This is a genomic window from Maricaulis sp. (genome assembly GCF_048270265.1).
Classification (GTDB): domain Bacteria; phylum Pseudomonadota; class Alphaproteobacteria; order Caulobacterales; family Maricaulaceae; genus Maricaulis.
Map to the genome: position 1 here is coordinate 1 of NZ_JBLWTD010000021.1, position 25,406 is coordinate 25,406.

General features: G+C 63.7%; 29 protein-coding genes. 13 read left to right on the forward strand and 16 right to left on the reverse strand.

The genetic code is table 11. The annotated features are described in order from the left end of the window. The first annotated feature begins 411 nt into the window (after positions 1-411). Entirely contained in the window at positions 412-852 is a 441-nt protein-coding gene (locus ACN0YF_RS11190; protein WP_417494442.1) for an ester cyclase, read from the forward strand. On the opposite strand, the gene mltF is transcribed toward ACN0YF_RS11190, so the two are convergent. Beyond that, the gene (gene mltF, locus ACN0YF_RS11195) at positions 849-2,204 is read right to left on the reverse strand and encodes a membrane-bound lytic murein transglycosylase MltF (protein ID WP_417494443.1); all 1,356 of its coding nucleotides are present in this window, start codon (positions 2,202-2,204) and stop codon (positions 849-851) included. The two genes, ACN0YF_RS11190 and mltF, sit on opposite strands and share 4 nt — an antisense overlap. Positions 2,205-2,372: 168 nt before the next feature. On the opposite strand from mltF, the gene recA reads away from it, so the two are divergent. The 4 genes from recA (at position 2,373) to ACN0YF_RS11215 (ending at position 7,329) form a co-directional block, all read left to right on the forward strand. Further along, complete coding sequence (gene recA / locus ACN0YF_RS11200) at positions 2,373-3,449, forward strand: recombinase RecA (RefSeq protein ID WP_417480828.1); 1,077 nt, start codon at positions 2,373-2,375, stop codon at positions 3,447-3,449. Positions 3,450-3,610: 161 nt separating this feature from the next. Then, on the forward strand, positions 3,611-4,093 hold the full coding sequence (locus ACN0YF_RS11205; protein WP_417494444.1) for a hypothetical protein: 483 nt from the start codon (positions 3,611-3,613) through the stop codon (positions 4,091-4,093). Between the two features lie 132 nt (positions 4,094-4,225). Further along, positions 4,226-6,880 (forward strand): alanine--tRNA ligase, encoded by a 2,655-nt coding sequence (gene alaS / locus ACN0YF_RS11210; protein ID WP_417494445.1) that lies wholly within the window; start codon positions 4,226-4,228, stop codon positions 6,878-6,880. After that, the gene (locus ACN0YF_RS11215) at positions 6,880-7,329 is read left to right on the forward strand and encodes a nuclear transport factor 2 family protein (RefSeq protein WP_417494446.1); all 450 of its coding nucleotides are present in this window, start codon (positions 6,880-6,882) and stop codon (positions 7,327-7,329) included. Before alaS ends, ACN0YF_RS11215 begins: the two co-directional genes overlap by 1 nt. A 9-nt stretch (positions 7,330-7,338) precedes the next feature. On the opposite strand, the gene ACN0YF_RS11220 is transcribed toward ACN0YF_RS11215, so the two are convergent. Together ACN0YF_RS11220 and ACN0YF_RS11225 are read right to left on the reverse strand one after the other, a co-directional pair. Then, positions 7,339-7,737 carry a hypothetical protein gene (locus ACN0YF_RS11220; RefSeq protein ID WP_417494448.1) on the reverse strand — a complete coding sequence of 133 codons (399 nt, stop codon included), beginning with the start codon at positions 7,735-7,737 and terminating at the stop codon, positions 7,339-7,341. Positions 7,738-7,856: 119 nt separating this feature from the next. Beyond that, positions 7,857-9,071, reverse strand: coding sequence for an NADP-dependent isocitrate dehydrogenase (locus tag ACN0YF_RS11225; RefSeq protein ID WP_417494449.1), 1,215 nt, complete (start codon positions 9,069-9,071; stop codon positions 7,857-7,859). A 109-nt stretch (positions 9,072-9,180) separates the two neighbouring features. Here ACN0YF_RS11225 and ACN0YF_RS11230 point away from each other — a divergent pair, with 109 nt between their 5' ends. Next, the gene (locus tag ACN0YF_RS11230; protein WP_417480834.1) at positions 9,181-9,930 is read left to right on the forward strand and encodes an RNA methyltransferase; all 750 of its coding nucleotides are present in this window, start codon (positions 9,181-9,183) and stop codon (positions 9,928-9,930) included. Continuing rightward, positions 9,920-10,186, forward strand: coding sequence for a TfoX/Sxy family protein (locus ACN0YF_RS11235; protein ID WP_417494450.1), 267 nt, complete (start codon positions 9,920-9,922; stop codon positions 10,184-10,186). Before ACN0YF_RS11230 ends, ACN0YF_RS11235 begins: the two co-directional genes overlap by 11 nt. Here the strand turns inward: ACN0YF_RS11235 and ACN0YF_RS11240 are convergent. The 3 genes from ACN0YF_RS11240 to ACN0YF_RS11250 all read right to left on the reverse strand — a co-directional run bounded on the left by ACN0YF_RS11240 (position 10,183) and on the right by ACN0YF_RS11250 (position 14,167). Beyond that, a complete protein-coding gene (locus tag ACN0YF_RS11240; protein ID WP_417494451.1) occupies positions 10,183-11,442 on the reverse strand; it encodes a hypothetical protein in 1,260 nt (419 codons plus the stop codon). The two genes, ACN0YF_RS11235 and ACN0YF_RS11240, sit on opposite strands and share 4 nt — an antisense overlap. Positions 11,443-11,500: 58 nt before the next feature. Then, positions 11,501-12,949: an MBOAT family O-acyltransferase gene (locus ACN0YF_RS11245; RefSeq protein ID WP_417494452.1), complete on the reverse strand. Its 1,449-nt coding sequence runs from the start codon at positions 12,947-12,949 to the stop codon at positions 11,501-11,503. Positions 12,950-13,027: 78 nt separating this feature from the next. After that, positions 13,028-14,167, reverse strand: a complete 1,140-nt coding sequence (locus ACN0YF_RS11250; RefSeq protein WP_417494453.1) for a serine hydrolase domain-containing protein — start codon at positions 14,165-14,167, stop codon at positions 13,028-13,030. Between the two features lie 229 nt (positions 14,168-14,396). Here ACN0YF_RS11250 and rpsD point away from each other — a divergent pair, with 229 nt between their 5' ends. After that, entirely contained in the window at positions 14,397-15,014 is a 618-nt protein-coding gene (gene rpsD / locus ACN0YF_RS11255) for a 30S ribosomal protein S4 (RefSeq protein WP_417480839.1), read from the forward strand. Between the two features lie 36 nt (positions 15,015-15,050). On the opposite strand, the gene ACN0YF_RS11260 is transcribed toward rpsD, so the two are convergent. Beyond that, entirely contained in the window at positions 15,051-15,218 is a 168-nt protein-coding gene (locus ACN0YF_RS11260) for a hypothetical protein (RefSeq protein WP_417480840.1), read from the reverse strand. Between ACN0YF_RS11260 and ACN0YF_RS11265 the strand changes: the two genes are divergently transcribed. Beyond that, positions 15,217-15,738 carry a hypothetical protein gene (locus ACN0YF_RS11265; RefSeq protein ID WP_417494454.1) on the forward strand — a complete coding sequence of 174 codons (522 nt, stop codon included), beginning with the start codon at positions 15,217-15,219 and terminating at the stop codon, positions 15,736-15,738. The genes ACN0YF_RS11260 and ACN0YF_RS11265 overlap by 2 nt on opposite strands. On the opposite strand, the gene ACN0YF_RS11270 is transcribed toward ACN0YF_RS11265, so the two are convergent. Genes ACN0YF_RS11270 through ACN0YF_RS11285 form a run of 4 tightly spaced genes read right to left on the reverse strand, consistent with a single transcriptional unit; the run spans position 15,735 to position 17,581 of the window. Continuing rightward, positions 15,735-16,133 (reverse strand): DUF427 domain-containing protein, encoded by a 399-nt coding sequence (locus tag ACN0YF_RS11270; protein WP_417494455.1) that lies wholly within the window; start codon positions 16,131-16,133, stop codon positions 15,735-15,737. The genes ACN0YF_RS11265 and ACN0YF_RS11270 overlap by 4 nt on opposite strands. A 15-nt stretch (positions 16,134-16,148) precedes the next feature. After that, complete coding sequence (grxD, locus tag ACN0YF_RS11275) at positions 16,149-16,481, reverse strand: Grx4 family monothiol glutaredoxin (RefSeq protein WP_417480843.1); 333 nt, start codon at positions 16,479-16,481, stop codon at positions 16,149-16,151. Beyond that, entirely contained in the window at positions 16,481-17,341 is an 861-nt protein-coding gene (locus ACN0YF_RS11280; RefSeq protein ID WP_417494456.1) for an aldo/keto reductase, read from the reverse strand. The genes grxD and ACN0YF_RS11280 overlap by 1 nt, the downstream gene beginning before the upstream one ends. A gap of 3 nt (positions 17,342-17,344) precedes the next feature. Beyond that, a complete protein-coding gene (locus tag ACN0YF_RS11285) occupies positions 17,345-17,581 on the reverse strand; it encodes a BolA family protein (RefSeq protein ID WP_417480845.1) in 237 nt (78 codons plus the stop codon). 152 nt (positions 17,582-17,733) lie between these two features. Here ACN0YF_RS11285 and ACN0YF_RS11290 point away from each other — a divergent pair, with 152 nt between their 5' ends. The 3 genes from ACN0YF_RS11290 (at position 17,734) to ACN0YF_RS11300 (ending at position 19,936) form a co-directional block, all read left to right on the forward strand. After that, a complete protein-coding gene (locus ACN0YF_RS11290; RefSeq protein ID WP_417494457.1) occupies positions 17,734-18,234 on the forward strand; it encodes a YHS domain-containing (seleno)protein in 501 nt (166 codons plus the stop codon). Positions 18,235-18,306: 72 nt separating this feature from the next. After that, on the forward strand, positions 18,307-19,290 hold the full coding sequence (locus tag ACN0YF_RS11295; RefSeq protein WP_417494458.1) for a M28 family peptidase: 984 nt from the start codon (positions 18,307-18,309) through the stop codon (positions 19,288-19,290). Between the two features lie 91 nt (positions 19,291-19,381). Then, the gene (locus tag ACN0YF_RS11300; RefSeq protein WP_417494459.1) at positions 19,382-19,936 is read left to right on the forward strand and encodes a methyltransferase; all 555 of its coding nucleotides are present in this window, start codon (positions 19,382-19,384) and stop codon (positions 19,934-19,936) included. Positions 19,937-19,954: 18 nt separating this feature from the next. Here the strand turns inward: ACN0YF_RS11300 and purL are convergent, their stop codons facing one another. From purL to purC, 4 genes are all read right to left on the reverse strand, one after another. Further along, positions 19,955-22,180: a phosphoribosylformylglycinamidine synthase subunit PurL gene (purL, locus tag ACN0YF_RS11305; protein WP_417494460.1), complete on the reverse strand. Its 2,226-nt coding sequence runs from the start codon at positions 22,178-22,180 to the stop codon at positions 19,955-19,957. A gap of 4 nt (positions 22,181-22,184) precedes the next feature. Then, the gene (purQ, locus tag ACN0YF_RS11310; protein WP_417494461.1) at positions 22,185-22,847 is read right to left on the reverse strand and encodes a phosphoribosylformylglycinamidine synthase subunit PurQ; all 663 of its coding nucleotides are present in this window, start codon (positions 22,845-22,847) and stop codon (positions 22,185-22,187) included. 13 nt (positions 22,848-22,860) lie between these two features. After that, positions 22,861-23,100 (reverse strand): phosphoribosylformylglycinamidine synthase subunit PurS, encoded by a 240-nt coding sequence (gene purS / locus ACN0YF_RS11315; protein WP_417494462.1) that lies wholly within the window; start codon positions 23,098-23,100, stop codon positions 22,861-22,863. A 154-nt stretch (positions 23,101-23,254) separates the two neighbouring features. Then, a complete protein-coding gene (purC, locus tag ACN0YF_RS11320) occupies positions 23,255-24,022 on the reverse strand; it encodes a phosphoribosylaminoimidazolesuccinocarboxamide synthase (protein ID WP_417480853.1) in 768 nt (255 codons plus the stop codon). A 221-nt stretch (positions 24,023-24,243) separates the two neighbouring features. Between purC and ACN0YF_RS11325 the strand changes: the two genes are divergently transcribed. Beyond that, a complete protein-coding gene (locus tag ACN0YF_RS11325; RefSeq protein ID WP_417480854.1) occupies positions 24,244-24,567 on the forward strand; it encodes a DUF1476 domain-containing protein in 324 nt (107 codons plus the stop codon). Positions 24,568-24,631: 64 nt separating this feature from the next. Here ACN0YF_RS11325 and ACN0YF_RS11330 read toward each other — a convergent pair whose 3' ends face one another. Continuing rightward, positions 24,632-25,357, reverse strand: coding sequence for a hypothetical protein (locus ACN0YF_RS11330; RefSeq protein WP_417494463.1), 726 nt, complete (start codon positions 25,355-25,357; stop codon positions 24,632-24,634). Positions 25,358-25,406: the final 49 nt, after the last annotated feature.

The following is a 25,406-nucleotide window of genomic DNA, read 5'->3' on the forward strand; positions in this document are numbered from 1 at the left end:
GATGGGCTCCACGCTCCCGGCCGCCGCAAGTGACTGAGCTCACGCCTCCCGTGCGACCGGAACGGGGGGATTATGCGCCAGGTTTGGGGGGCGGGGATAACATCACCAAAATAACGTCATCCCGACGCCAGTCAGGACCTCGATAGACCGGGCTCCGCGCTTGTCATGTCGAGGTCCTGACTTGCGTCAGGATGACGTGGGATAATTGGTAGAGGGCGGGGATAGTTGGGCGAAATACTGCACCCGACATCCACAGCACGAACTTCCCCCGAAGGCGCCGGAATTGGTGACGGCCTCGCGAACGCTCTCGCCGGGAAGGTGACGCGAAGCTGTCCGGTCGAAAGGCAGGCTTCCCCCCGACCGCCGATCCGCGATAGCCTCGTCGTCAAACCGATGACGGAGCGAAATCCCATGACCGAACTGGCGCAGGCGAGAATTCAGGTGGTGCGCGATCATATGCGCCTGGAGTGTGAGCACGACTGGGACGGCGTCATCGCGACCTTCGAGCACCCGCGCTATGAAATGCAGGGCATGGAGACTGTGTTCGACGGCGAGGGGGCCGTGCGTGGCTATTTCGCGACCTCGCGGGCCGCTTTCCCGGACCAGGGCAATGAAATCATAGCCATCGCCGCCGATGGCGACAGCGTGCTGGTTGAGTTCTGGCTGACGGGCACGCATCTCGGGCCGCTCAAACTGCCCACTGGTGAATTGCCACCGACCGGCAAGGCTTTCCGGCTCAAGATGATGGCCAGTTTCGAATTCGCCCCCGGCTCCGACAAGATCGTCTGCGAGCGTCCCTATTTCGACCGGCTTGCCCTGCTGGCGGCGCTTGGTTTCAATCCGGCGTCCTAGAGCGCCTGGGCATTGAGCAGGGCACGGTATTCGCGCACTTTCTGGACATAGCGCACCGGTTCCTGGCCGCGGGCATAGCCATAGCGCAGGCCGCGATAATGCGCCGGGTCTGACAATAGCGGCAGGACCTGGGCGAGGTCCTCCCAGCTGTTCTTGTCGAGCCCCTGGCGTTCGGCCAGGGTGCGGGCGTCATACATGTGACCCATGCCGATATTGTAGGCGGCGAGGGCGAACCAGATGCGGTCTTCGCCGGTCACGCCGGCCGGGACGCGCTGGTACAGGTCTTCCAGATAGGCTGCGCCGCCCCGGATGCTCTGGCGCGGATCGGTGCGGTCCTCGATCCCGACCCTTTCGGCGGTCGAGAGGGTCAGCATCATCAGGCCGCGCACGCCGGTATCGCTGACGGCATCGGGGTCCCAGTGCGATTCCTGATAGGCCTGGGCAGCGAGCAGGTCCCAGTCGAAGGAGGTCTGCTCGGCGGCGGCTTCGAACCAGTGTTCGTAGCGCGGTAGCCGCGTCTCGACCCGGTCGACGAAGCTGGAAACATCGACATAGTTGAAATCGCCAAACTGGCCGAACCAGGTCTCGTCCAGCCGCTCCAGAAGATCGCCTTCATGGATCTGGCTGAACCAGGCCGTCAGTGCATCGCCGAGCCCTTCGATCTGGCCCGAATAGGCCCAGGCGAGTTGCTCCTCGCCGCTCAGATCCATCGCGACCACCAGGTCCGGGTGGCGGCGGCGGGCGAAATCCGCGAGATGCGAATCGGCGATGGTGCAGTCGAACTCACCGGCATCGACGGCCTCGAGCAGCGGCATGGCCGATCCGGCTTCGCGTTCGGTCCAGTGCAGCGGTTCGCGGCGGGCAGGCAGGGCTTGCAATGTCTCCAGATAGCTCGACCCGGCGAGCACAACCAGGCTTGCCCGGCCCAGCTGCGCCAGGGAGGTCGGGGCGGGGCCGCCATTATGGCAGACGAGTTGCTCGGTCACGGTCTTGTAGGCCGGGCCGAACGAGATGTGCGCCTCACGCGCCGCGGTCACGGTCAGCCCTGCGGCCGCGATATCGCCCTCGCCATTGGCCAGAGCGTCGGTGAGGGCGGTGATCGAGGGGCGCGTCTCGAATCGTGGCTCGACCCCGAGATGGGCGGCGAAGGCGCGTACAAGATCGACCTCATAGCCGCCGGGGCCGTCCTCGCCAGGCAGATAGCTGGTCGGACCTTCCAGGGTCAGCACGGTGAGGGTGCCGCGCGCCTGGATCGCCTCCACCGACCCGGGCCCGCCCGGGGCCGTTTGCGGGCTGCAGGCGGCCAGGACAAGGGCAATCGCGATGGCGCTCAGTCCGGCAACTGTTTTCATGGCCTCAAAGATAGGCACTCCCCCGGCACCCGCCAAGCCGCTTCCCCGCGGATCGCTTTTCGTTCCGTTTTGTTAACCATAAATGTTCCACTTGTGTTCCGGAACAAAACTGGTACGTTGTGTCTCGGTTGCCCGTGACCGAGGGGCGTGAAATAAGGGAATATCGATATGAGCAAGGGCGCGATTCGACTCGTGAACGATTCAGGCATGGACAAGAAAAAAGCGATCGAGGCTGCACTCAGCCAGATCGACAAGGCCTTCGGCAAGGGCTCGGTCATGAAGCTCGGCGCCAAGCCGGCGATGGAGATCGAGGCAATCTCATCCGGCTCGCTCGGGCTGGATATTGCACTTGGCATTGGCGGTCTGCCCAAGGGCCGGATCATCGAGATCTACGGTCCGGAAAGCTCGGGCAAGACGACGCTGGCGCTGCACACGATCGCCGAGGGGCAAAAGCTCGGCGGTGTCTGCGCCTTCATCGATGCCGAGCACGCGCTTGACCCGGTCTATGCCGGCAAGCTCGGCGTTGATGTCGCCGAACTCCTGGTCTCGCAGCCCGATACCGGTGAGCAGGCGCTCGAGATTGCCGATACGCTGGTGCGGTCCGGTGCCGTCGATGTGCTGGTGATCGATTCGGTCGCCGCCCTGACGCCGCGCGCCGAGCTTGAAGGCGAGATGGGCGACAGCCTGCCCGGTCTCCAGGCCCGACTGATGAGCCAGGCGCTGCGCAAGCTGACCGGTTCGATCTCGAAGTCGAAATGCATGGTGATCTTCATCAACCAGATCCGCATGAAGATCGGCGTCATGTTCGGCAGCCCGGAAACCACCACCGGCGGCAATGCGCTGAAATTCTATTCCTCGGTCCGTCTCGACATCCGCCGCATCGGCGCGATCAAGGATCGCGACGAGGTGATCGGCAACCAGACCCGCGTCAAGGTCGTCAAGAACAAGGTGGCGCCGCCCTTCCGCGAGGTCGAGTTCGACATTCTTTATGGCGAAGGCATCTCGAAAATGGGTGAGCTGATCGATCTTGGCGTCAAGGGCGACATTATCGAGAAGTCCGGCTCCTGGTATTCCTATAATTCGGAACGCATCGGCCAGGGCCGCGAGAATGCCCGCAAATTCATGCTCGACAATCCGGCCATGGCCAAGGAAATCGAGACCCGCGTCCGCGCCAATGCCGGCCTGATCGCCGATGTCCTGCTCGTGGGCAAGGATCTGGAAGACGAGAAGGCCGCTGCCAGCTAGGCAGGTCTGCCCGGCCGGTGCCTTGACGCAGCGGCCGGGTGCCTCCCAATAATCCTTAATCCTTTGATGGCAGGGTGTTTGTATCGGCGCCTGAATGGCTGGGTCCCTGAAGAGGGGCCGGGCCATTTTCGCGTCAGGGCATCTGTTTTGAGGGGATAGTCATGGCTGTTGGAATGTCGGTCGATCTGGATCGCGAAATCCGGATATTCGTCTTCAGCGATGTCGTGACTCCGACCGACTTCGACTTTGTCGCCCGGCTCTACTCTGACCGCGACCATTACCGTTTCAGCGACCGCGAGATCGTCTTCTTCACGCCCGATGTGTCGATGGCAAAGATAGACACCGAGGATATCGGGGGGCTGGCGGACAGCTATTTCGAGGCCCTGCGGGCGCGCAATGACACCAAGCCCGACCGCTCGATCTGGGTGCTGCCCGACCATGTGCGCAATGATGCGCGGCTCTGGAGGGAATTCACCCGCGAGCCGGAAAACCACCACAAGTCACGCGAATATGTGCAAACGCTTGAAGACGCCATGCAGGCCTATGGCCTGCCGGAGGCCTGGCTTGAGGATCTCAAACAGGGCCGCGGCTGCCGCAATTTCGGCCAGCTCGCCGTGCTTCGCAATCCAGGCCCGGCGGCCTGATCGAGGGCGTCGAAACGGCGCCATCTGAAGCGCGCGCCTTGCACAGGCTGGCGCGTTTCCATATCTCCTGAAAACTGGTAACGCAGCGGCTCCGGCCAGGCGCCGCAAATCGATACGATACAGGATGATATAATGGCCAGCTTGCGCGATATCCGGGCGACTTTTCTCGACTACTTCGGTCGCAATGGCCATGAGGTCGTCCCCTCCAGCCCGCTGGTGCCGCAGGACGACCCGACCCTGCTCTTCGTGAATGCGGGCATGGTGCCGTTCAAGAACGTCTTCACCGGCAAGGAAAAGCGCCCCTATACGCGCGCGACCTCATCGCAGAAATGCGTGCGGGCCGGTGGCAAGCACAATGATCTCGACAATGTCGGCTATACGGCGCGTCACCACACTTTCTTTGAAATGCTTGGGAATTTCTCCTTCGGCGACTATTTCAAGGAACAGGCCATCCATCACGCCTGGCAGCTGGTCACCCGGGAATACGGCCTGAGCGCCGACCGGCTTCTGGTCACGGTCTATTCGGAAGATGACGAGGCGCGTGCGCTGTGGCGCAAGATCGCCGGTCTTTCCGACGACCGCATCATCTCGATTTCCACCTCGGACAATTTCTGGTCGATGGGCGATACCGGCCCGTGCGGTCCGTGCTCGGAAATCTTCTTTGATCATGGTGCCGACATCCCCGGCGGCCCTCCCGGTTCGCCGGACGAGGACGGCGACCGGTTCATCGAGATCTGGAATCTCGTCTTCATGCAGTATGAGCAGCTCTCCCCGGAAGATCGCGTCAACCTGCCCAAGCCCTCGATCGATACCGGCATGGGCCTGGAACGCATCGCGGCGATCCTGCAGGGCAAGCACAATAATTACGAGATCGACCTGTTCGCCAATCTGATACGCGCCGGCGAGAGCGTGCTCGGCGTCAAGGCCGAGGGCACGGCGCTGGCCAGCCACCGGGTGATTGCCGACCATCTGCGCTCGACCTGTTTCCTGATGGCCGATGGCGTTACCCCGTCCAATGAGGGCCGCGGCTATGTGCTGCGCCGCATCATGCGCCGCGCCATGCGTCATGCGCACCTGCTCGGCGCGACCGAGCCGGTGATGTGGAAACTGGTGGAGGCGCTGAAGATCGAGATGGGCGAGGCCTATCCCGAGCTGGTGCGGGCCCAGCCCATGCTCGAGGACACGCTGCGCATCGAGGAGGAGCGTTTCCAGACCACGCTCGGCCGCGGTCTCGGCCTGCTCGAGGACGCCACGGCCGGTCTGCCGGCCGGTGCCGTTCTGCCGGGCGATACCGCTTTCAAGCTCTACGACACCTATGGCTTTCCGCTGGACCTGACCCAGGATGCCCTGCGCGCCAAGGGCATGACGGTCGACGAGGCCGGGTTCGAGACGGCGATGGACAAGCAGCGCAGCGATGCGCGCGCCAGCAAATTTTCCTCCGGCCAGGCGGCGCCCGCCGAGGTCTGGTTTGCCGTGCGCGACAAGGCCGGTGCCACGAACTTCCTCGGCTATGACGGGCTTGAGGCCCGCGGCAAGCTGGTCGCCATCATCGCCGATGCGCGCGAAGCCAAGGCCCTGGGCACCGGGCAGGGCGGCGAGCTGGTGTTTGACGCGACTTCCTTTTACGGCGAGTCCGGCGGTCAGGCGGGCGATAGCGGTCTGGTCGAGTTCGAGAATGGCGCCATCTTCCGCGTCACTGACACGCAAAAACGTGGCGGCGACATGCATGCGCATATCGGCGTGCTGGAGCGCGGCGAGATCACGCTCGGCGACCTGGGCGTGCTCCGGGTCGATGCCGCCCGCCGCAATACAACGCGGGCCAATCACTCCGCGACCCACCTCTTGCATGCCGCCCTGCGCGATGTGCTCGGGCCGCAGGTCTCCCAGAAGGGCTCCTATGTCGGCCCCGACCGGCTGCGTTTCGATTTCAGCCAGAACAAGCCGATCAGTGCCGCCGACCTTGCTGCGGTCGAGGCGCAGGTGAATGCGGTGATCCGCCAGAACCTCGCCGTGTCGACACGCGAGATGACGCCCGATACCGCCATCGAGGCCGGGGCTCTGGCCCTGTTCGGCGAGAAGTATGGCGACACGGTGCGTGTGCTGACGATGGGTCAGGCGCTGGACGGTGGCGACAAGCCCTATTCGGTCGAGCTGTGCGGCGGCACCCATGTGTCGCGCACCGGTGATATCGCCCTGTTCAAGATCGTGGCGGAAAGCTCGGTCGCGTCGGGCGTGCGCCGGATCGAGGCGTTGACGGGTGAGGCGGCACGTCTGTTCATGGAAGAGCAGATCGGTTTCGGCCGCGCCGCTGCCGATGCGCTCAAGACGCCGCCGGCGGAATTGCCGGCACGCGTTGCCAGCCTGATCGACGAGCGCAAGAAGCTCGAGCGCCAGCTCGCGGAAGCCAAGAAGCAGCTGGCGATGGGCGGCGGGGCTGCCGGTGCGCCGGCCGGACCGGAAGAGATCGCGGGCATCAAGTTTATTGGCCGCGTCGTCGAAGGCGTCGGTGGCAAGGACCTGCGCGGTCTGATCGATGAAGCCAAGACCCAGATGGGTTCCGGCATTGCTGCCTTTATCTCCAACAATGAGGGCAAGGCGGCCCTCGCTGTCGGCGTTACCGAAGACCTGGCCGATCGCTTCTCGGCGGTCGAACTGGTGCGCGCCGGTGCCGGCCCGGTGGGCGGCAAGGGCGGCGGTGGCCGCGCTGACTTCGCCCAAGCGGGCGGCCCCGATGGCGCCGCAGCCCAGGCCGGGCTGGACGCGATCCGCGCCGCGCTGGGCGCCTGATGGCCCGGGCTGCGCGTACGGCACCCGGTACCGAGGTGCAATTGCTCGGCGACAAGGCCGCAGCCCGTGCCGTCGCCACTGCACGGGCGCGGTTCAATACTGCCCTGGCCGACCGCGACATGGCGGTGATCGCGGAAACCCTGTCCGATGCCGTCACTCTGGTGCCCGGCGATGATGCGGTCTTGATCACCGGACGCGAGGCGCAGCTGGAGGCCTGGCAGTCCATCTTCACCAATATGCCCGATGTCAGCTATGTGCGCTCACCGGCGCGCATCGAGATCGGCGAGGACGGCGAGCTGGCCGGGGAGACCGGCCGCTGGCGCGGAGCCTGGTCGAGTGAAGGGTTTTCGATCCGCTATAGCGGCCGCTATTTCGCCAAATGGCGCTTTGACGGCGTGCGCTGGCTCATCGAGGCGGAAATTTTCGTGACGCTGAAACGCCAGGGCTGAGACGGCGCACTAGGCGCCGCGCGGGCTCGCCAGCCAGGCGCGCGCTTCACGTTCGGTGGGGAAATAGCGCTCGATGCTCGCGCGTTCGCTGTCCGATTTCATCTCGTAATAGGTCAGCAGGCCGGCAGCCATTTCATCGGTGCAGACGATCCCCGCACGCTTGCGCAGGCCGTCGGCACGGGGTGTGTCGAGCGTGGCGAAGCTCTCGATCAGGGCACTGGCGTCGTCGGGCGTGACGTCCGACAGGCTGGCGTCGACGAAAATGGTCAGGAAGTCATACTCGTTGGACCAGGCCGGATCGGCGCGTGCTGCGAGCACGGCCTCGAGCATGGCATCAACGGTCAGCCGGCCGCTCATCGTCCAGACGCAAAGCTGGTCAGCGGGGGAAAACTCGTACGAAACGGCCATCGGCGCTCCAGCCCGCCGAACCCGGCGGTAGTTTCCTGAATTTCATATGCTTTCCCGCGCCGGACGAACCCGCCTTGTGCAGGCGGTGCTCGTCCGGTGAGCGGTCAAGCGTCCTGTGGTCAGGCCATTGCCGCCTGGAAGCGTTCATCGACCTTGTCGAGGAAGCCCTGGGTGGTGAGCCAGCCCTGGTGATCGCCGACCAGCAGTGCCAGATCCTTGGTCATGAAGCCGGCTTCCACCGTCTTGATGATGGTGTCTTCCAGCTTGGCGGCAAAGTCCATCAGCGCCTGGTTGTCGTCCATGCGACCGCGATGCGACAGGCCCTGGGTCCAGGCGAAGATCGAGGCGATCGGATTGGTCGAGGTCTGCTCGCCGCGCTGATGCTGGCGATAGTGGCGCGTCACGGTGCCGTGGGCGGCCTCGGCCTCGACGACCGAGCCATCGGGCGACATCAGCACCGAGGTCATCAGACCCAGCGAGCCAAAGCCCTGGGCGACGGTGTCGGACTGGACATCACCATCGTAATTCTTGCACGCCCAGACGAAGCCGCCGGACCATTTCATCGCCGCGGCGACCATGTCGTCGATCAGGCGGTGCTCGTAGGAAATGCCCTTGGCCGCGAAGGCGTCCTTGAACTCGGCATCATAGATTTCCTGGAACAGGTCCTTGAAGCGGCCATCATAGGCTTTCAGGATCGTGTTCTTGGTCGACAGATAGACCGGCCAGCCGCGGCGCAGGCCATAATTCAGGCTGGCGCGGGCGAAATCACGGATCGAGTCGTCCAGATTGTACATGCCCATCGCAACGCCGGCGCTCGGGAAGTCGAACACTTCGCGCTGGATCGGCTCGGAGCCGTCCGAAGGCTGGAAGGTCATGGTCAGCTTGCCGGCGGAGGGGACCAGGAAATCGGTCGCCTTGTACTGGTCACCGAAGGCATGACGGCCGATGACGATGGGCTGGGTCCAGCCGGGTACCAGGCGCGGCACGTTGGAGATGACGATCGGCTCGCGGAAGACAACGCCGCCAAGGATGTTGCGGATCGTGCCATTGGGCGAACGCCACATTTTCTTGAGGCCGAATTCCTCGACGCGGGCTTCGTCCGGCGTGATCGTGGCGCACTTGATGCCAACGCCGTATTTCTTGATCGCCTCGGCCGAGTCGACGGTGATCTGGTCATTGGTCTCGTCGCGCTTTTCGATCGAGAGGTCGTAATATTTCAGATCAATGTCGAGATAGGGCAGGATCAGCTTGTCCTTGATCAGCTGCCAGATGATGCGGGTCATCTCATCGCCGTCGAGTTCGACGACAGGGGTATCGACTTTGATCTTCGCCATGGTGTGGTGCTTTCTTTTCGGACGGGTGGGTAAGGCGCTAGGTATGGCCCTGTACTCTGATTTGCGCGCTCTCTAGCATTGGCGCGCCGCTAGGTGAAGGCCCCGATCCATGACCCGACAGACCGCGACACCTTCCTTCGTACTCGTTCACCCGCAACTGGGCGAGAATATCGGTGCCGCCGCGCGCGTGATGGCGAATTTCGGCCTGTCCGATCTGGTGCTGGTGGCGCCGCGTGATGAGTGGCCCAATCCCAAGGCGGTCTCGATGGCGGTTGGCTCGCCGGTGCTGGACAGCGCCCGGCTGGCCGATGACCTGACGGCAGGCATTGGCGGTTTCACAAGGCTCTATGCCACGACGGCCCGGCCGCGCGGGATGGAGAAGCCGGTCATGACGGCGCGCGAGGGCATGGCCGATGCCCGCGCCGCCATCGCGGCAGGCGAGAAGGTGGGCATCCTGTTCGGCGGCGAAAAGGGCGGTCTGCTCAATGATGCCGTCGCGATGGCCGACGTCATCATCACCCTGCCGGTGGATCGCAGCTTCTCCTCGCTCAATCTCGGCCAGGCCGTCGGCATTCTTGCCTATGAGTGGATGGCCGAGGAGGGCGCACCGGCCGTGTTCGATCCGGTTTCCGATGTGGCCTCGCGCTTCGACCTCGAGGGCATGTTCGATCATTTCGAGAGCGAGCTGGAACGTGCCGGCTTCTTCTACCCGCCCGACAAGACGCCGCTGATGGTGCAGAACCTGCGCGCCGCCTTCGTGCGTGGCCGCTGGACCACCCAGGAAGTGCGCACCTTCCGCGGCTGTGTGAAGGCCCTGGCGCACGGGCGCGGCAAGGCGCGGACCATCCGTGACTCCTGAAACGCCGATTGCCCGGCTTCGCAATCTCGGGCCGAAAATGGCCCAATGGCTGGACGGTATCGGGATCCACACCCGTGCAGACCTCAGCCGGGCAGGGGCTGTCGATGCGTGGATCCGGTTGAAGGCCGTAGGGCAGGGACGGGTCTCCCTGCTGGCGCTCTACGCCATGCAGGCGGCCTTGATGGATGTGGACTGGCGTGAATTGCCCGACGAATTGAAGGCTGCGCTCCGCGAGGCGGTCGAAGACCCGGCCTAGCGGCCGCCGGATGGCCCGGTGCTCGAGGCCTGTTGCTCAATGCGCTGCACGGCCCGTTCCAGCTCGACATGATCGGTGCGGGTCAGGAAGACGCGCGGACCGGCCTCCGGTGCCGGCGGGTCCGCATCGAAGGCGTCGAAGGCTTGCGCTGCGTGCTCTTCCCAGGGCGTGTTCGATTGCAGCCAGCTTGCGCGACCCGTCTGCAAGGCGTCCAGATCAGCCTCCAGATTCTCTGGCGTGAGTGGTCGCCCGAAGCCTTCGCCGACCTGTGCCGGATCGCTGTGTCCGGCAAGCCGGTCCAGGATCGCCTGTCCCAGGGCCGGGCGGTAATGCGAGGGCACATAATACCAGGGATTGGGCGCCGAGCCGTCGGCGGCGGGCGGGGCGCTCTGTGCCGGAGCGGAGAAGCCGCCGAAATCCCAGGCCTGCAGGGCCGGGCCGTCGAAACAGGCCTGGCTGGCGGTGGCCATCTCGCCGCGGGAGGCGAGCTGGGCAACGATATCGCGGCGCAGGGCGATCTCGGCCGGGCCGGCGCCGGCGCGCTGGCGCGCTTCCTCATACCAGGCATGGACCGGGTGAATGAAGACCACGACCTGCTTGCCCGAAGCGAGCAGGGCATCAATGCCTCGGAACAGGAAGGCGAGGCGTTCCGGATCGTATTCATAGGAGGCGTAATAGCGATAGCGCTTGGCCAGCTCTTCCTCGAAACGCGCCGGCAGGCGGTCCTCGTCATAGGCGTGCTCCCAGCGCTCATCCGAGCCGCCGGTGCGATTGTCGTCGACGGTTTGCAGGGCGCGGGCAAAGGCGCTCGGCGACAGCGCCATCTTCGCCAGGGCAGCGATTTGCGAGCCGCCGGCCATGGGCGTGATCCAGTAGGTCGCCTGGGTATTGGTGTCGGTCGAGAATTCGCGCAGATCGACGCCGACCACGACGCAATTGATCGCCTCATTGCGCGCCGCCAGGGCGCTGGCACGGGCCAGTTCAAACGCCGAAGTGCCGGCCATGGCGAGGTTTTCATAGCCGCCGGGCCAGTCGGGCAGATCGCGCGGGAAGCCGTCCATCACCCGCGAACTGCCCAGGGTGATCGTGCCGGCCTCGCTGGTCAGCAGGCGATGGCCGACATGGACCCGGTAGCCATCCTCATGTGCCCGCGTGCGGCGCGCATTGACGCCCTCGATGGAAATCCAGGGCGCGATCTCATAGGGATCGACCACCAGGGTGAAGCCGCCAAAGCCGATCAGCCAGGCGACGAGCACCGCCGCGAAGAAGCGCGTATAGCGGGCCAGACGCTTGCCAGCATCGGCACTGGGGGCATCAGAAGCGGTAATAGATGAACTCCGCCACGGTCCAGGAGTTGATGATGGCGATGAAGAGCAGGCTGGCGATCAGGACCGCGCTGGTGGTGCTGGCTGACCAGCGCCAGCCCTTTTGCAGGCGGTTTTCCTGGCCGGCGAGGGTGCGCGGATCGAGATAGCGCGAGACCACCGAGATCGTGTCGGGCAGGGCCCAGATGATGGCCAGGCTGACGACAATCGCGATGAAGGGCTCGTCGCCGACATTCTCGCCCAGCCCGTTGAGCCCCGCCATGCCGGACAGCATGGCATTGGCGGCGTCAAAACTGTCGGCGCGGAAGAAGACCCAGGCAAAGGTGACGAAGGCGAAGGTGAACATCGGCGCGAGGAATTTCAGCGGTTTCGGGAAGAGCCCGTTCGGGAATTTGCTGTCGATCCAGTGACACCAGGCCAGACCCAGCCCGTGCAGCCCGCCCCAGACGACGAAGGTCCAGGCGGCGCCATGCCAGAGGCCGCCAAGCAGCATGACGATGAAGAGATTGGCCCAGCGCCGGTACTCGCCATGGCGATTGCCGCCGAGGGGAATGTAGAGATAGTCGCGCAGGAAACGCGACAGGGTGATGTGCCAGCGGCGCCAGAAATCGACGATGGAGGTGGCGCGATAGGGCGCGTTGAAATTGGCCGGGATGTGAAAGCCGAACATCCGTGCCAGGCCGAGGGCCATGTCGGAATAGCCGGAGAAATCGAAGAAGATCTGGAAGGCATAGCACAGCGCCGAGGTCCAGGCCGCCAGTGCGCCGACCTCGCCGCCATGGGCGGCAATGTCGAACCCGCTCGAGGCGAAGGGCTCCAGATTGTCGGCCAGCAGGACTTTCTTGGCCAGGCCGAGGGCGAAGATGGTGAAGCCGATGCCGAGATTGTCGGAGAGCACGTCCTTGCGCTTGGCATCGTCGAACTGGTCGGCGATCTCCTGGTGGCGGATGATCGGGCCGGCAATCAGTTGCGGGAAGAAGGAGACGAAGAGGGCATGCTTCACCAGCGTGCCCGGATTGGCGTGATTGCGCGCGACATCGACCAGATAGCTGATCTGCTGGAAGGTGAAGAAGGAAATCGCCAGCGGCAGCGCCAGATGCGCCAGCGGCAGGTCGAGCCCGGTGACGGCATTGGTGTTGGCGACGAAGAAGTCAGCGTATTTATAGACGCCGATCAGGGCGAGGTTGAACACGATGCCGATCGCCAGCCAGGGCTGGGAGCCGCGCTGGCGGATGGCCATGCCGAAAGCGTGGTTGATGATGATCGAGCTGAGCAGCAATGCCAGATAGCTCGCATTCCACCAGCCATAGAAGACCAGTGAGGCCAGCGTCAGCAGGGCCAGGGCTGCCTGGTGACCGGCATAGCGCCGGGCGGTGTAATAGATCACCAGCGTTACAGGCAGGAAGACAAACAGGAATTGGATCGAATTGAATAGCAAGGCCGGCTCCCCCACGGGCTGGTCATGGTGTGCCGCATTTGTGGCGATGGGGGAAGAGCGTTTGGCTGAAGACCGCCGTCAGGGGGTGATGGCGGCAATTTCGTCCATCAGGGCAAAGGCAAAGTCCGGCGCTTCAAAACTCTTCCCGTTCGCCTGGACCGCGATCGTGATGCCGCTCTGTGAGTCGTAGACAACGGCGGAGCGATAACCGCCGAAATCACCGCCGTGGGCGATGCGGAACGCGCCATCCTCATAGGTGCGCACGTAAAGGCCCAATCCATAGCTGGAGCCACGCTCCGCATCGACGACAAAGGCGTTGGCGCGCATCTGTGCGCCGGGCCCGGACAATTCACCCGAGCCGAGCGCTGAATAGAGCTGTGCGAGATCGCCCGGCGTGGTCACCAGTCCACCGGCCGCCCATTCATGGTCGAGATTGTGATTGAGGCGGTGATTGCGGGCGGTGGCGGAAAGCCCGAACACCCCCCTGACATGGCCGCTGGCCAGTCGATCATGATCGCGGCCGGAGAGCACTTGCGTATCGGTCAGGCCCAGCGGTTCGATCACGCGCTCGCGAACCAGTGAATGATAATCTTGCCCGGTCGCGGCTTCCAGGATCAGGCCGACGAGGATGTAGTGGGTGTCGGAATAGGAAAAGGCGGTTCCCGGCGTATTGATCGGCTCTTCATCGGCGACGAAGCCGACAAGTACCGCCGGGGTATAGCCGCGTTCACCGCGCATGAAACCGGAGAGAAAGAAGCCCGGATCCTCAAGATAATCCGGTACGCCAGCAGTGTGATTGAGCAGCATGCGCAGGGTGATCGCGTCGGCATTGCGCAAATCGGGCCAGAAGGTCTGGCCGGAAAGCCAGGTCGAGATCGGGGCGTCGAGATCGATCACGCCTTCACTGGCCAGTTCTGTGGCAATGAGACCCGTCACGGTCTTGCCAACACTGCCGGACAGGAAGCGGGTGTCACGTCCGATGGTTTCGCGTGAAATCCGGTCGGCGACCCCCACTGAAGCATCAATCTGATGTCCGCCGGGCAGCAGGACCGCAACGGATATTCCCGGAGCGGGGTCGCGGTTGATCGCGGTGGCAGCCCGGCTGAAGGTGGCTTCCGCGATCCGGGCGAGATAGGCGCTGTCCTGTGCGCCTGCGCCGCCAGGCCAGGCGAAAAACAGCGAGAACAGGGCAGCGGCGGCAAGCAGGGGTCTGGACATGCAATTTTCCTAGTCAAGGTTGCGCTTGCCGTCAAACGGCCTCCTGCACCGCTTGTCATTCCTCCCGCCGCCCACAGCCATTGACATTCGCCCCCACACGTCTAGAACCCCTTTTCCCTCGCCGGAGCCTTGCTCTGTGTGGATCAACCCCAACGGGACGATGCGTGGACCGCCGTTTAGATCGTGAGCCTTGAGGGAGGTTCACCGGGCCGCATCGAAAAGAGAGAACATGTCAAAACGTCATAGCCAGAAGTATAAAATTGACCGCCGTATGGGTGAAAACCTTTGGGGCCGTCCTAAATCTCCTGTCAATTCACGTTCTTACGGTCCTGGCCAGCATGGTCAGCGTCGCAAGAGCAAGGTCTCCGATTTCGGCCTCCAGCTGCGCGCCAAGCAGAAGCTGAAAGGCTATTACGGCAATATCACCGAGAAGCAGTTCCGCCGCACCTTTGACGAAGCTTCGCGTCGCAAGGGCAATGCTGCCGAGAACCTGATCGGTCTGCTGGAATCGCGTCTCGATGCGCTGGTCTATCGCGCCAAGTTCGTCCCGACCGTGTTCGCCGCGCGTCAGTTCGTCAATCACGGCCACGTCCTGGTCAATGGCAAGCGCGTCAATATCGCGTCTTACCGTTGCAAGGTTGGCGATGTGGTTGAAGTTCGCGAACGTTCGCGTTCGATGGCCCTGGTGCTCGAAGCACTGGAAAGTGCCGAACGCGATATTCCGGATTATATCGATCTCGACGCGAAAGCGATGAAGGTCACCTTCGTGCGCATCCCTGAATTCGCCGAAGTGCCGTATCCGGTACAGATGGAACCAAGCCTCGTGGTCGAGTTCTACTCCTCCTAAGCGACGCCAGTATCCAGATACGAAAAGGCCGTCCGGTTATGCCGGGCGGCCTTTTTGCTGTGCCATTGTCACGGGCCGTGCGGCCAGCATCATCGCGTTGATCTGGCCTTCATTTTGCGACTTATGAACAAAGTGTTTCAGTTTGGGTCTGGAGCCGCCGGCTGCTCGGTGCAGTGCCGGCACGTCCTTGGGGGGATAGACCATGCGTCTGCGTTTTCTGGCGGTTTTCGGTGCCGCGATGTCCTGTATTGCCTGTTCGACCACTCCGGCGCCCGAGCCGGATGCGCGCCCGGGCCTGCTCGCCTCGCTGCCATCAATGCCGTCGCTCCCGACCATTCACATGCCGGACGTCAATCTGGCCAATCTCCACCTGCCGGGCACCAATCGTCAGGCGCCGCAGGTCGATCCCGATCTTGAACCGGTGGTCTACTGGCGTGTGATTGATGACGACATCCTGGTGGTGCATGCCGATACTCATGGCTGTACCGTGCGCTCGGACTTCACGGTCGATGTCGAGCAGTATCACCGCGATATCTACACCGTGCGACTGGTGCGGACCCAGCCGGACCGTTGCGGGCAGACTCTGCCCTGGGGTGCCCAGCTCGGCTTCGGTTTCGAGGAATTGGGGGTGCCGATCGGCGGGCGCGTGATCGTGCTCAATCCGATCGATCAGCGGGCCTGGGACTGGAATGAGCCCGGGCGCCAGGATCTGGCTCAGCGCTAGGCCGACGCCGCCTGCAGCTGCTCGACCCGGACCTTGCCGGGATAGAAGGCCAGCCGGTCCTTGATCGCCGCGATATGGGCGAAGGGGCTTTCATAGCTCCACACCGCATTCTCGAGCAGGGATCCGTCCTTGAGTCGGATATGGAAATAGCTGGCCTTGCCCTTGTAGGGAGACCAGCTGGTCTGCTTGGAGCGTTGCAGGAAGCGCGGGGCGATATCGCTGCGCCGGACGTAGAGGACGGGCGGGTAAGTGTGTTCCCGCAACTCCAGAGCCTCCGCCCCGCCGGCAAGCTGCTCCTCGCCGACGCTGATGCGGACCTGATGATCGATCTCACGCAATTCCAGCGGATGGTCGATGCCGGGCTGCAGGATGGGGCGGTCCGGAGTTTCTGTCATGGCGGCCCTTTCCGGTCAGGCGCTTTCAAGCACACCCTTGTCCTTGAGATAGGTCTGGAGTTCACCCGTCTCGAACATTTCCTTGATGATGTCGCAACCGCCGACGAATTCGCCCTTCACATAGAGCTGGGGAATGGTCGGCCAGTTGGAGAAATCCTTGATGCCCTGACGGATGTCGGCATCCTCGAGCACATTGACGCTTTCGAAATCGACCTGGAGATGGTCGAGCACGCGTGCGACCACCGAGGAGAAACCGCACTGCGGGAAAACCGGCGTGCCCTTCATGAACAGCACGATGTCGTTATTCTCGACAGTGGCCTTGATGGCGTCGTGGGCATTGGTGGACATCATGGTGCTCCTGGTAAATCCGTACCGGAGAGCTGGGGGTTCCCGGCTCCCGCTGCAAGCCCCGCCTGCCGCGCATTGGCAGCGAGATTGGCGGATCGCGTTGTCAGGCATACTACCGCATCCACCCCGGTCTGAGCGAGTGCCCATTTCAGCGCACCCCCGGGTGGCGCAGTGGTGCGCTGGGTCTTTGTCCCGGTCAGGGCGTGTTTGGCGGCGCGGGCGAGATACCACAGGTCTGCGCGCGAGGCGGGAAGGCGCAGGCCCGGGGCCGTGGAGGCGCTGATTGCCTCGATACCGATCACGCGCAGCCCGGCCTCGGCGGCGCGTGCGAGACGGGCGAGGGCGGCGGCATCGAGACCGGCATGGACCGGCGCCATCATCACATCAAACACGCCCAGATCTATTGCCGCATCAAGCTCCGGCCCGCGGCCACAGACGCCAATCTGGCGGATCATGCCGCGATCGCGCAGGGCGTCGAGGCGGCGGATGAGCCGGTCCGACATGTCCGCGGCGGACGGGCCGTGCAGCAAGAGGAGGTCGACATAGGGTGTGCCGAGGCGTTCCAGCGAACCGCGCACCGACATTTCGACACCGCCGGCGGAGAAGTCGCGATGGCGGTCGATATCAATGCCGGCCTTGGTGGTGATGAACAGGCTGTCGCGCTTGCGTCCGCGCAGGGCCTCGCCAAGGCGCCGCTCGCCTTCGCCGCGCCCGTAGGCCGGGCCGGTATCGAACAGGGTAATTCCGAGATCGATCGCCTCGGCGATCAGGCGCTGCGTGCCGCGCCGCGAAACGGCGAGCGAGGCATGCGGCCCGGTGACACCGAAACCGAGGCGGGAGAATGGAGCCGGATCACTCATGCCTCAGGCGTCAGGGGTGCGGGTTTCCAGCGCCAGGGCGTGCAGCTCATTGCCCATTTTCGAGCCGAGCGTCGCATAGACCATCTGATGCTGGGCGACGCGCAGCTTGCCGCGAAAGGCCTCGCTGGTGACGGTGGCTTTCCAGTGATCATTGTCGCCGGCCAGATCCTCCAGCTCGATGACCGCGTCCGGCAGGCCGGCCTTGATGTGGGCGATGATCTCTTCAGCGGGCATCGGCATGGTCGGATATCCTGGTGTTGCGGTGATCACGAAATCTTGTGGGCCCTGGTGTCAAAGCGTGACCGTCCGGGGCGTGCGGAGCGGTGTTCAAAGCCCTGCATCCGGCTCATACAGGAGCGCACGCCATTCGTCACCTTTGCCAGGAGATGTCCATGACAGGATCGTCCGCACGCCGCCGCCCGGCCAGCATCATGCCGGCCCTGTTTGCATTCCTGTTGCTGGTACTGCCGGCCGGCGCCGCGCATGCCGGCGAACAATATACGGACCGCCAGGGGCGGGCCCTCAACGGCTATGATGCAGTCAGCTATTTCAGCGAGACCGGGCCCGTGCGCGGGCTCGAGACGATCACCACCGAATACAATGGCGCCAGCTGGTGGTTTGCAAGCGAGGCGAACCGGGCGGCCTTCATTGCGGAACCGGCGCGCTATGCCCCGGCCTATGACGGGCATTGCGCCTATGCGCTGGCCCATGGGCGCAAGGTGCGCAGCGATCCGCAGGCCTGGCAGATCGTGGACGGGCGGCTCTATCTGAATTTCTCCACCGCGATCCATCAACGCTGGCAGGCGGATATTCCCGGCTATCTGCAGCAATCGGAGGCGAACTGGCCCACGGTCGAGCCGGAAGCCGCGGCGCGTCCGAGCCGCTGGTTCTGAACGCGTGAAAAATCAGTGGGGTTGCCGGTTGGGGCGTGGCAAACTGCGTCACACGTCATTCGGGGAAATTCCATGCGTTATCTGTCCTTGCTGGCCACCGCGGCCTGCACTGTTTTCGCGATCGCCTGCCAGCAGCCTGCCGAGGTTTCCGGACCCGCAGCGCCAGCCACCACCGGCGATGCGCCGGCGATGGACCGGGCACAATTGCTTGAGGACCTTCGCATTCTCGCGGCCGATGACATGGAGGGCCGCCTGGTCTCCACGCCGGGCAGCGAACGTGCCCGCGCCTATATCATCTCGCGTTTCCAGGCGATCGGGCTGGAGCCGGTCGGTGACAGCTTCGTATCCGGTTTCGAGTTCGACCGCCCCAATGGCTGGTCGCCGACCACGACCGGCACCAATATCATCGGGCGCCTGCGCGGCACCGGCGATAGCGAGCGGGTGATGGTGATGAGCGCGCATTATGACCATATGGGCATGCGCGGCGGTCAGATCTGGAACGGCGCCGATGACAACGCGTCCGGTGTGGCGGCGCTGCTGGCAACGGCCGCGAACTTTGCCGCCAGTCCTCCCGAGCATGACATCATCTTCGCGGCCTTCGATGCCGAGGAAGAGGGGCTGCGCGGGGCTGCGGCCTTCGTCGCCAGCCCGCCCGTGCCGATCGAGACGATTGCCTTCAATCTCAATCTCGACATGCTTGCGATGTCGGAACCGCGCATTCTGTGGGCGGTCGGCACCTATCACTACCCCTTCCTGATGCCGATCGTGGAGGCGGTGCGCGAGCGCTCGGCGGTCAATCTTCCGACGGGTTTTGACGAGCCCACCGAGGACCATGGCGCAGACTGGACCAATGCGACCGATAGCGGCGCCTTCCATGCCGTGGGCATCCCCTTCATCTATCTCGGCGTCGACTATCATCCGCACTATCATGAGCCGACAGATGTCTATGAAAACATGACCCTGGATTTCTTCCAGGATGCCTCTGAGACGGTCATCGATTTCGCCCGGGAATCGGACCGGCAGCTGGACATGATCGGCGATGCCTCGGGCCGCTGACATTGCGGAATTTGGGGGCTTGAAGCTCTAGTCGCTAGAGAGATTAGGCTTGCGGAACATCGTTTCAACGAGTGTTCCGGGAGACCTCTTCATGTCTGGATTTACCGTCGCCCTGCTGGTGTGCATCGGGCTGATCGCCCTGGCCGCCATCCCCTTCATGCTGCTGGCCCGGCGCGATTTTGCCCGGATGGGCCGCTGGTCATGGCCGGTGGCGATCCTGTCGGGCGTGCTGATGCACGGGCTGGCCTTGTCGGTCCTCGGGCTGGCCCTGAGTGATCGGGGCAGTCTCTACGCCGTGTCGCCGCTCAGCCTGGCGGCCGGGCTGACCCTGGCCGGGGCGGGGTGGTGGATGATCCATCTCGGACGCCGGCAATATGGCTCCAGGGCGCGGGTCTATGGCCTGCGCGAGGATGAGCTGATCGAACAGGGCATCTACCGCCGCTCCCGCAACCCACAATATGTCGGCTATTTCGGACTGATGCTGGGCAGTGCGCTGGCGGCGGGCTCGATATTGGCTCTGGGCGGCGCAATCGTGTTCGCCGCCTTCATCCATGTCTTCATCACATGGGTGGAGGAGCCCCATCTGAGACGCGAATTCGCGAATGCATACCTAGCCTATTGCGGCCGGGTGCGCCGATATCTGTGAAGCCCTGCGCCGGACGGCCTATTCCGCCGCGACCGCGTCCTTGCTCATCAGGCCGGGCAGCCAGCCTTCCCAGGCACTGCGCAGACGGCTCAGTTCCAGGCTGTGGGCGCCATTGACGGTGATTGCCGTGCCGCCGCCCAGACCAACCACCTGGATCGGGATATCGTCGGCCTTGGCATCCTGCAGGATGGCAATGGCGTCTTCCTTCTTTGCGGCGATCAGATAGCGCGCCTGGTCTTCGCCAAACAGGAAGCCATGCATCGGTACATCGCCTTCATGGGCGAGCTTGATGCCGATATCCGAGGCCAGCGCCATGTCGGCGGCAGCGCAGGCGAGGCCGCCATCGGAGAGGTCGTGACAGGCGGTCAGGCGGCCGGAGCGGATCTGGCCGCGCACGAAATCGCCATTGGCCTTCTCGACCGCGAGATTGACATGCGGCGCGCCGCCTTCCTCGCGGCCCTCGATTTCCTTGAGATAGATCGAGGCGCCCATCGCGCCCTTGGTCTCGCCGACCAGTAGCAGGATATCGCCGGCTTGCAGGCCGCCAAACTGGCCGTACTTGTCGAGATCGGGGATCAGGCCGACTCCGCCGATGGCGGGCGTTGGCGGAATGGCTGCGCCATTGGTCTCGTTATAGAGGCTGACATTGCCGGACACGACCGGGAAGTCGAGGACGCGGCAGGCTTCAGCCATGCCATCGATACAGCCGACGAACTGGCCCATGATCTCGCGCCGTTCCGGATTGCCGAAATTGAGGCAATCGGTGATCGCGATCGGGTCGGCGCCGGCGGCGGTGAGATTGCGCCAGGCTTCGGCGACGGCCTGTTTGCCGCCCTCGAACGGATCCGCCTGGCAATAGCGCGGCGTGCAGTCGGTGGTGATGGCCAGGCCCTTATTGGTGCCGTGGATGCGCACGATGGCGGCGTCAGACGGGTTTTGCGAGCTGGCGACGGTGTCGGCCATGACGTGGCGGTCGTATTGCGACCAGATCCACGCCTTCGAGGCCATGTCGGAGGAGCCCATCAATTTGAGCAAGATCTCGCCCATATGTGCCGGTTTGGCGACGTCGCCGGCCGGGATCTGGGCCCGCACTTCAGGGGCAAACCAGGGCCGGTCATATTTGGGGGCGTCATCGGCGAGCGGTGCGATCGGGATATCGCAGACGGTCTCGCCCTTGTGGGTGAGGACCATACGCTTGGAATCCGTCGTCTGGCCGATGACGGCGACGTCGAGTTCCCATTTCTCGAAAATGCGCATCGCGACGTCTTCGCGGCCCGGCTTCATGATGACCAGCATGCGCTCCTGGCTTTCCGAGAGCATCATCTCATAGGTCGACATGTTGGTTTCGCGTTGCGGAACCTTGTCCATGTCGAGCTCGATACCGATCCCGCCCTTGTCGGCCATTTCGACCGATGAGGAGGTGAGGCCGGCGGCGCCCATGTCCTGAATGGCGGCGATGGCATCAGTCGCCATCAGTTCGAGGCAGGCCTCGATCAGCTTCTTTTCGGTGAAGGGATCGCCGACCTGGACGGTGGGGCGCTTTTCCGCGCTGTCATCATCGAATTCGGCCGAGGCCATGGTGGCGCCGTGAATGCCGTCGCGCCCGGTCTTGGAGCCGACATAGACAATCGGCTGGCCTGGCTGCGCGCCGCGGGCATAGAAAATCTTGTCGGCATCGGCGAGGCCAACGGCCATCGCATTGACGAGAATATTGCCATTATAGCCGGCGTGGAAATTGGTTTCGCCGCCCACAGTCGGCACGCCGACGCAATTGCCATAGCCGCCAATGCCGGCGACGACGCCGTCAACCAATTGCCGCGTCTTGGCATGGTCCGGCGCACCGAAGCGCAGCGCATTCATCAGCGCAATCGGACGCGCGCCCATGGTGAAGACATCGCGCAGGATGCCGCCGACACCGGTCGCGGCGCCCTGATAGGGCTCGATATAGGAGGGGTGGTTGTGGCTTTCCATCTTGAAGATGGCGGCCTGGCCATCGCCGATATCGACCACGCCGGCATTCTCGCCCGGCCCCTGGATCACCTTCTCGCCCTTGGTCGGCAGCTTGCCCAGATGCAGGCGCGAGGACTTGTAGGAGCAATGCTCCGACCACATCACCGAGAAAATCCCCAGCTCAACGAGATTCGGAGCCCGGCCCATCCGGTCCAGAATGACCTGGTACTCGTCCTCGGACAGCCCGTGTTCCTTGACGATTTCGGCGGTGATGTTTTCGGCGTATTGGGTCATGTGATCAGGCCGATCCAAGCAGAGATTCAAACAAAGCCAACCCGTCCGTGCCGCCATGCCTGGCGTCGACGGCGCGTTCCGGGTGGGGCATCATGCCGAGCACATTGCCTTGCTCGTTGATCAGGCCGGCAATGTCATTGGCGGAGCCATTGGGATTGGCGCCGTAGCGGAAGACGACCTGGCCTTCATTCTCGATGCGGACCAGGGTCTCGGCATCGGCGAAATAATTGCCGTCATGATGCGCGATCGGGATGATCAGCTTGGCATTGGCCGCATAGCGCGAGGTGAAGCGCGTATTGGCGTTGGCGACGGTGATGGGGGTGTCTTCGCAGACGAATTTGAGCTGCGCATTGCGCATCAGCGCGCCGGGCAGGAGGCCGCATTCAGTCAGGATCTGGAAGCCATTGCACACGCCCAGGATCGGCGCGCCGGTGGCAGCATGGGCGATGATGGCCGGCATGATGGCCGAATGCGAGGCCATGGCGCCGCAGCGCAGGTAATCGCCATAGGAAAACCCGCCGGGCACCATGACGAATTCCGTGCCTTCGGGCAGGGCGGTTTCCTGGTGCCAGACCATGGCGGGAGCGGTGCCGGTGACGCGTTCGATCGCATCATGGGCGTCGCGGTCGCAATTGGAGCCGGGAAAGACGATGACGGCGGATTTCATGACCACGCCGCCCCTATTCCAGCTCGATCGAGTAGCTCTCGATCACCGGATTGGAGAGCAGTTTGGCGCACATCTCGTCGACGCGGGCCCGGGCGATTTCGGGATCATCGCTGGTCAGGTCGAGCTCGATCAGCTTGCCCTGACGGACGGAAGCGACCTCGTCATAACCCATATTGTGCAGTGCACCGGCAACGGCGGCACCCTGCGGGTCGAGAACGCCAGGCTTGAGGTAGACGTGGATTTTCGCTTTCACGGGAACGACTCGCTTTTGAGGCCTGCTTCGGATGCGCCCTGCATAAAGCGCGCGGCCTGCCGATGCAATCAAGCAGCGCCAGTTGAGCGGCGTCTTCAGACATGAAAACGCCCCCGGCGATGCGGGGGCGCTCTCAGGCCGGATGGCTGGCGGGCTATTTGCCCGATTCGTCCGGCGCGTCGGGGACAGAGCGCGGCATGTCCTTCATGACACCCAGGCGCCGGGCGACTTCCGCATAGGCCTCGGTGACATTGCCGAGATCGCGGCGGAAGCGGTCCTTGTCCATTTTCTCATTGGTTTCCATGTCCCACAGCCGGCAGCTGTCGGGGCTGATTTCGTCGGCCAGCACGGTGCGGACCATATCGCCCTCATAGAGGCGGCCGAATTCGAGCTTGAAATCGACGAGGCGGATATTCACCGCGGCGAACAGGCCGCAGAGGAAATCATTGGTGCGCAGGGTCAGCGCCATCATGTCGTCGATCTCCTGGGGGCTGGCCCAGTTGAAGGAGGTGATGTGGTCTTCCGACACCATGGGGTCGTTCAGCTCGTCCTTCTTGTAATAGAATTCGACGATGGCGCGCGGCAATTGCTGGCCTTCCTCGATCCCCAGACGCTTGCTGATCGAGCCGGCAGCGACATTGCGGCAGACGACTTCCAGCGGCACGATCTCGACCTGGCGCACCAATTGCTCGCGCATGTTGAGGCGGCGGATGAAATGCGTCGGGATACCGATATGGGCCAGCTGGACCATGATGTATTCGCTGATGCGGTTATTGAGGACGCCCTTGCCTTCGAGCGTTGCCTTCTTCTCGCCGTTGAAGGCCGTAGCATCATCCTTGAAATACTGGACGAGCGTGCCTGGCTCAGGACCTTCATAAAGGATCTTGGCCTTGCCTTCGTAGAGTTTCTTGCGGCGGGACATGGGCGGCGCTCCAGTCGGGGTCCGGGTCATGTTCGGACCGAAAATGCGCGACGCGGCCCGAATCGGAGACCGGACCGCGCGTTGAGGGGCTAAATTATCCGGCCTTTGTATTATTCGCAATCCCTTGCTGCGGTGCGGCATGGCCTGTGCCACGGCGATTGATTTCACGCGGCGGGCAAGCTAACCAATCACCCAACGACCCATCCCCAAGGAGAGCCGCCATGTCTGGCATTGATGATCGCGAATCCGGTTTCGAAAACAAGTATGCCCACGACCAGGAACTGGACTTCAAGGCCAATGCCCGGCGCAACAAGCTGCTCGGCCTGTGGGCTGCCGGCCTGATGGGCCTCGATGGTGAAGAAGCCCTGGCCTATGCCAAGACGGTGATCGTGGCCGATTTCGAGGAAGCCGGTGACGAGGATGTGTTCCGCAAGATCCGCGCCGATCTCGACGCCAAGAAGGTCGAGCTCTCGGATCACCTCCTGCGCAAGCAGATGGACGAGCTGCTGGCCGAAGCCCGCCACCAGGTCCAGACCGAAAGCTAGGCGCGCAGTACTCTGCTATTGATTGACCGGACAGGCGCCCGGCCGCGAGCAGCGGTCGGGCGCTTCAGTTTGCGCCGGGCAGGGCCGCGGCTGCGGCTTTGAGGGATTTGCGGTATGCACTCAGTGTAGTGGCCGCTACCGACCATAGTCCAGCCAGGCTCACCGCCAGCACTATACCCACACCAAGGCCAATACTCATCAACAGATCCGTGCTGTTGAACAGGTCGCCAATCGCCGAGGCGATCGGTTGGGCGTGCAATGCCAGGAGTACCCATGCCGCGATGGCCGAACCCTGATAGGCGCCCATCATCAGCAGACCGGTGATCGCCGACACGATGGTCATGACGATCAACACGGTCCAGTAGCCCGGGCCGGGTTCCTCGGTCCAGAACCCGGCAACGCTGGCGAGCATTTGCAGTCCTATGACGATGGTGGTCGCCCAGATGGCGGGCTGCAGCGCGCGGCGGACACTGGAGATGTGCCGTGGGTCGGCCTTGTACCAGGGCCGGCTCAGGTCGAGCGGCGGGTCGAGGTCCTCGATCTTTGGTGGCTCCGGCGGTTCCGGCGCCTTCACGGGGGCTGCCAGGACGGGCGGCGGGGCGATGGTCTCGGCGGGTGAGGCCTGGCTTGCGGCGGGCTCGAGTGCTGCCCGGGCCGCCTTGGCTGCATTCTCAAGGGTGGCGCCGCGTTCCAGCGCGGCCAGATAATGCCGTTCAAATTCATCGGGGATGGCGGTGCCGTCGCGAAGCGCGGCGATCCGCTGGCCTGAGGGGACGCGATAGGGAGGCATGGCGGACTCTGCAGCGGCGAAAGATTGCGGCCAGCATGCAGTCAAACAT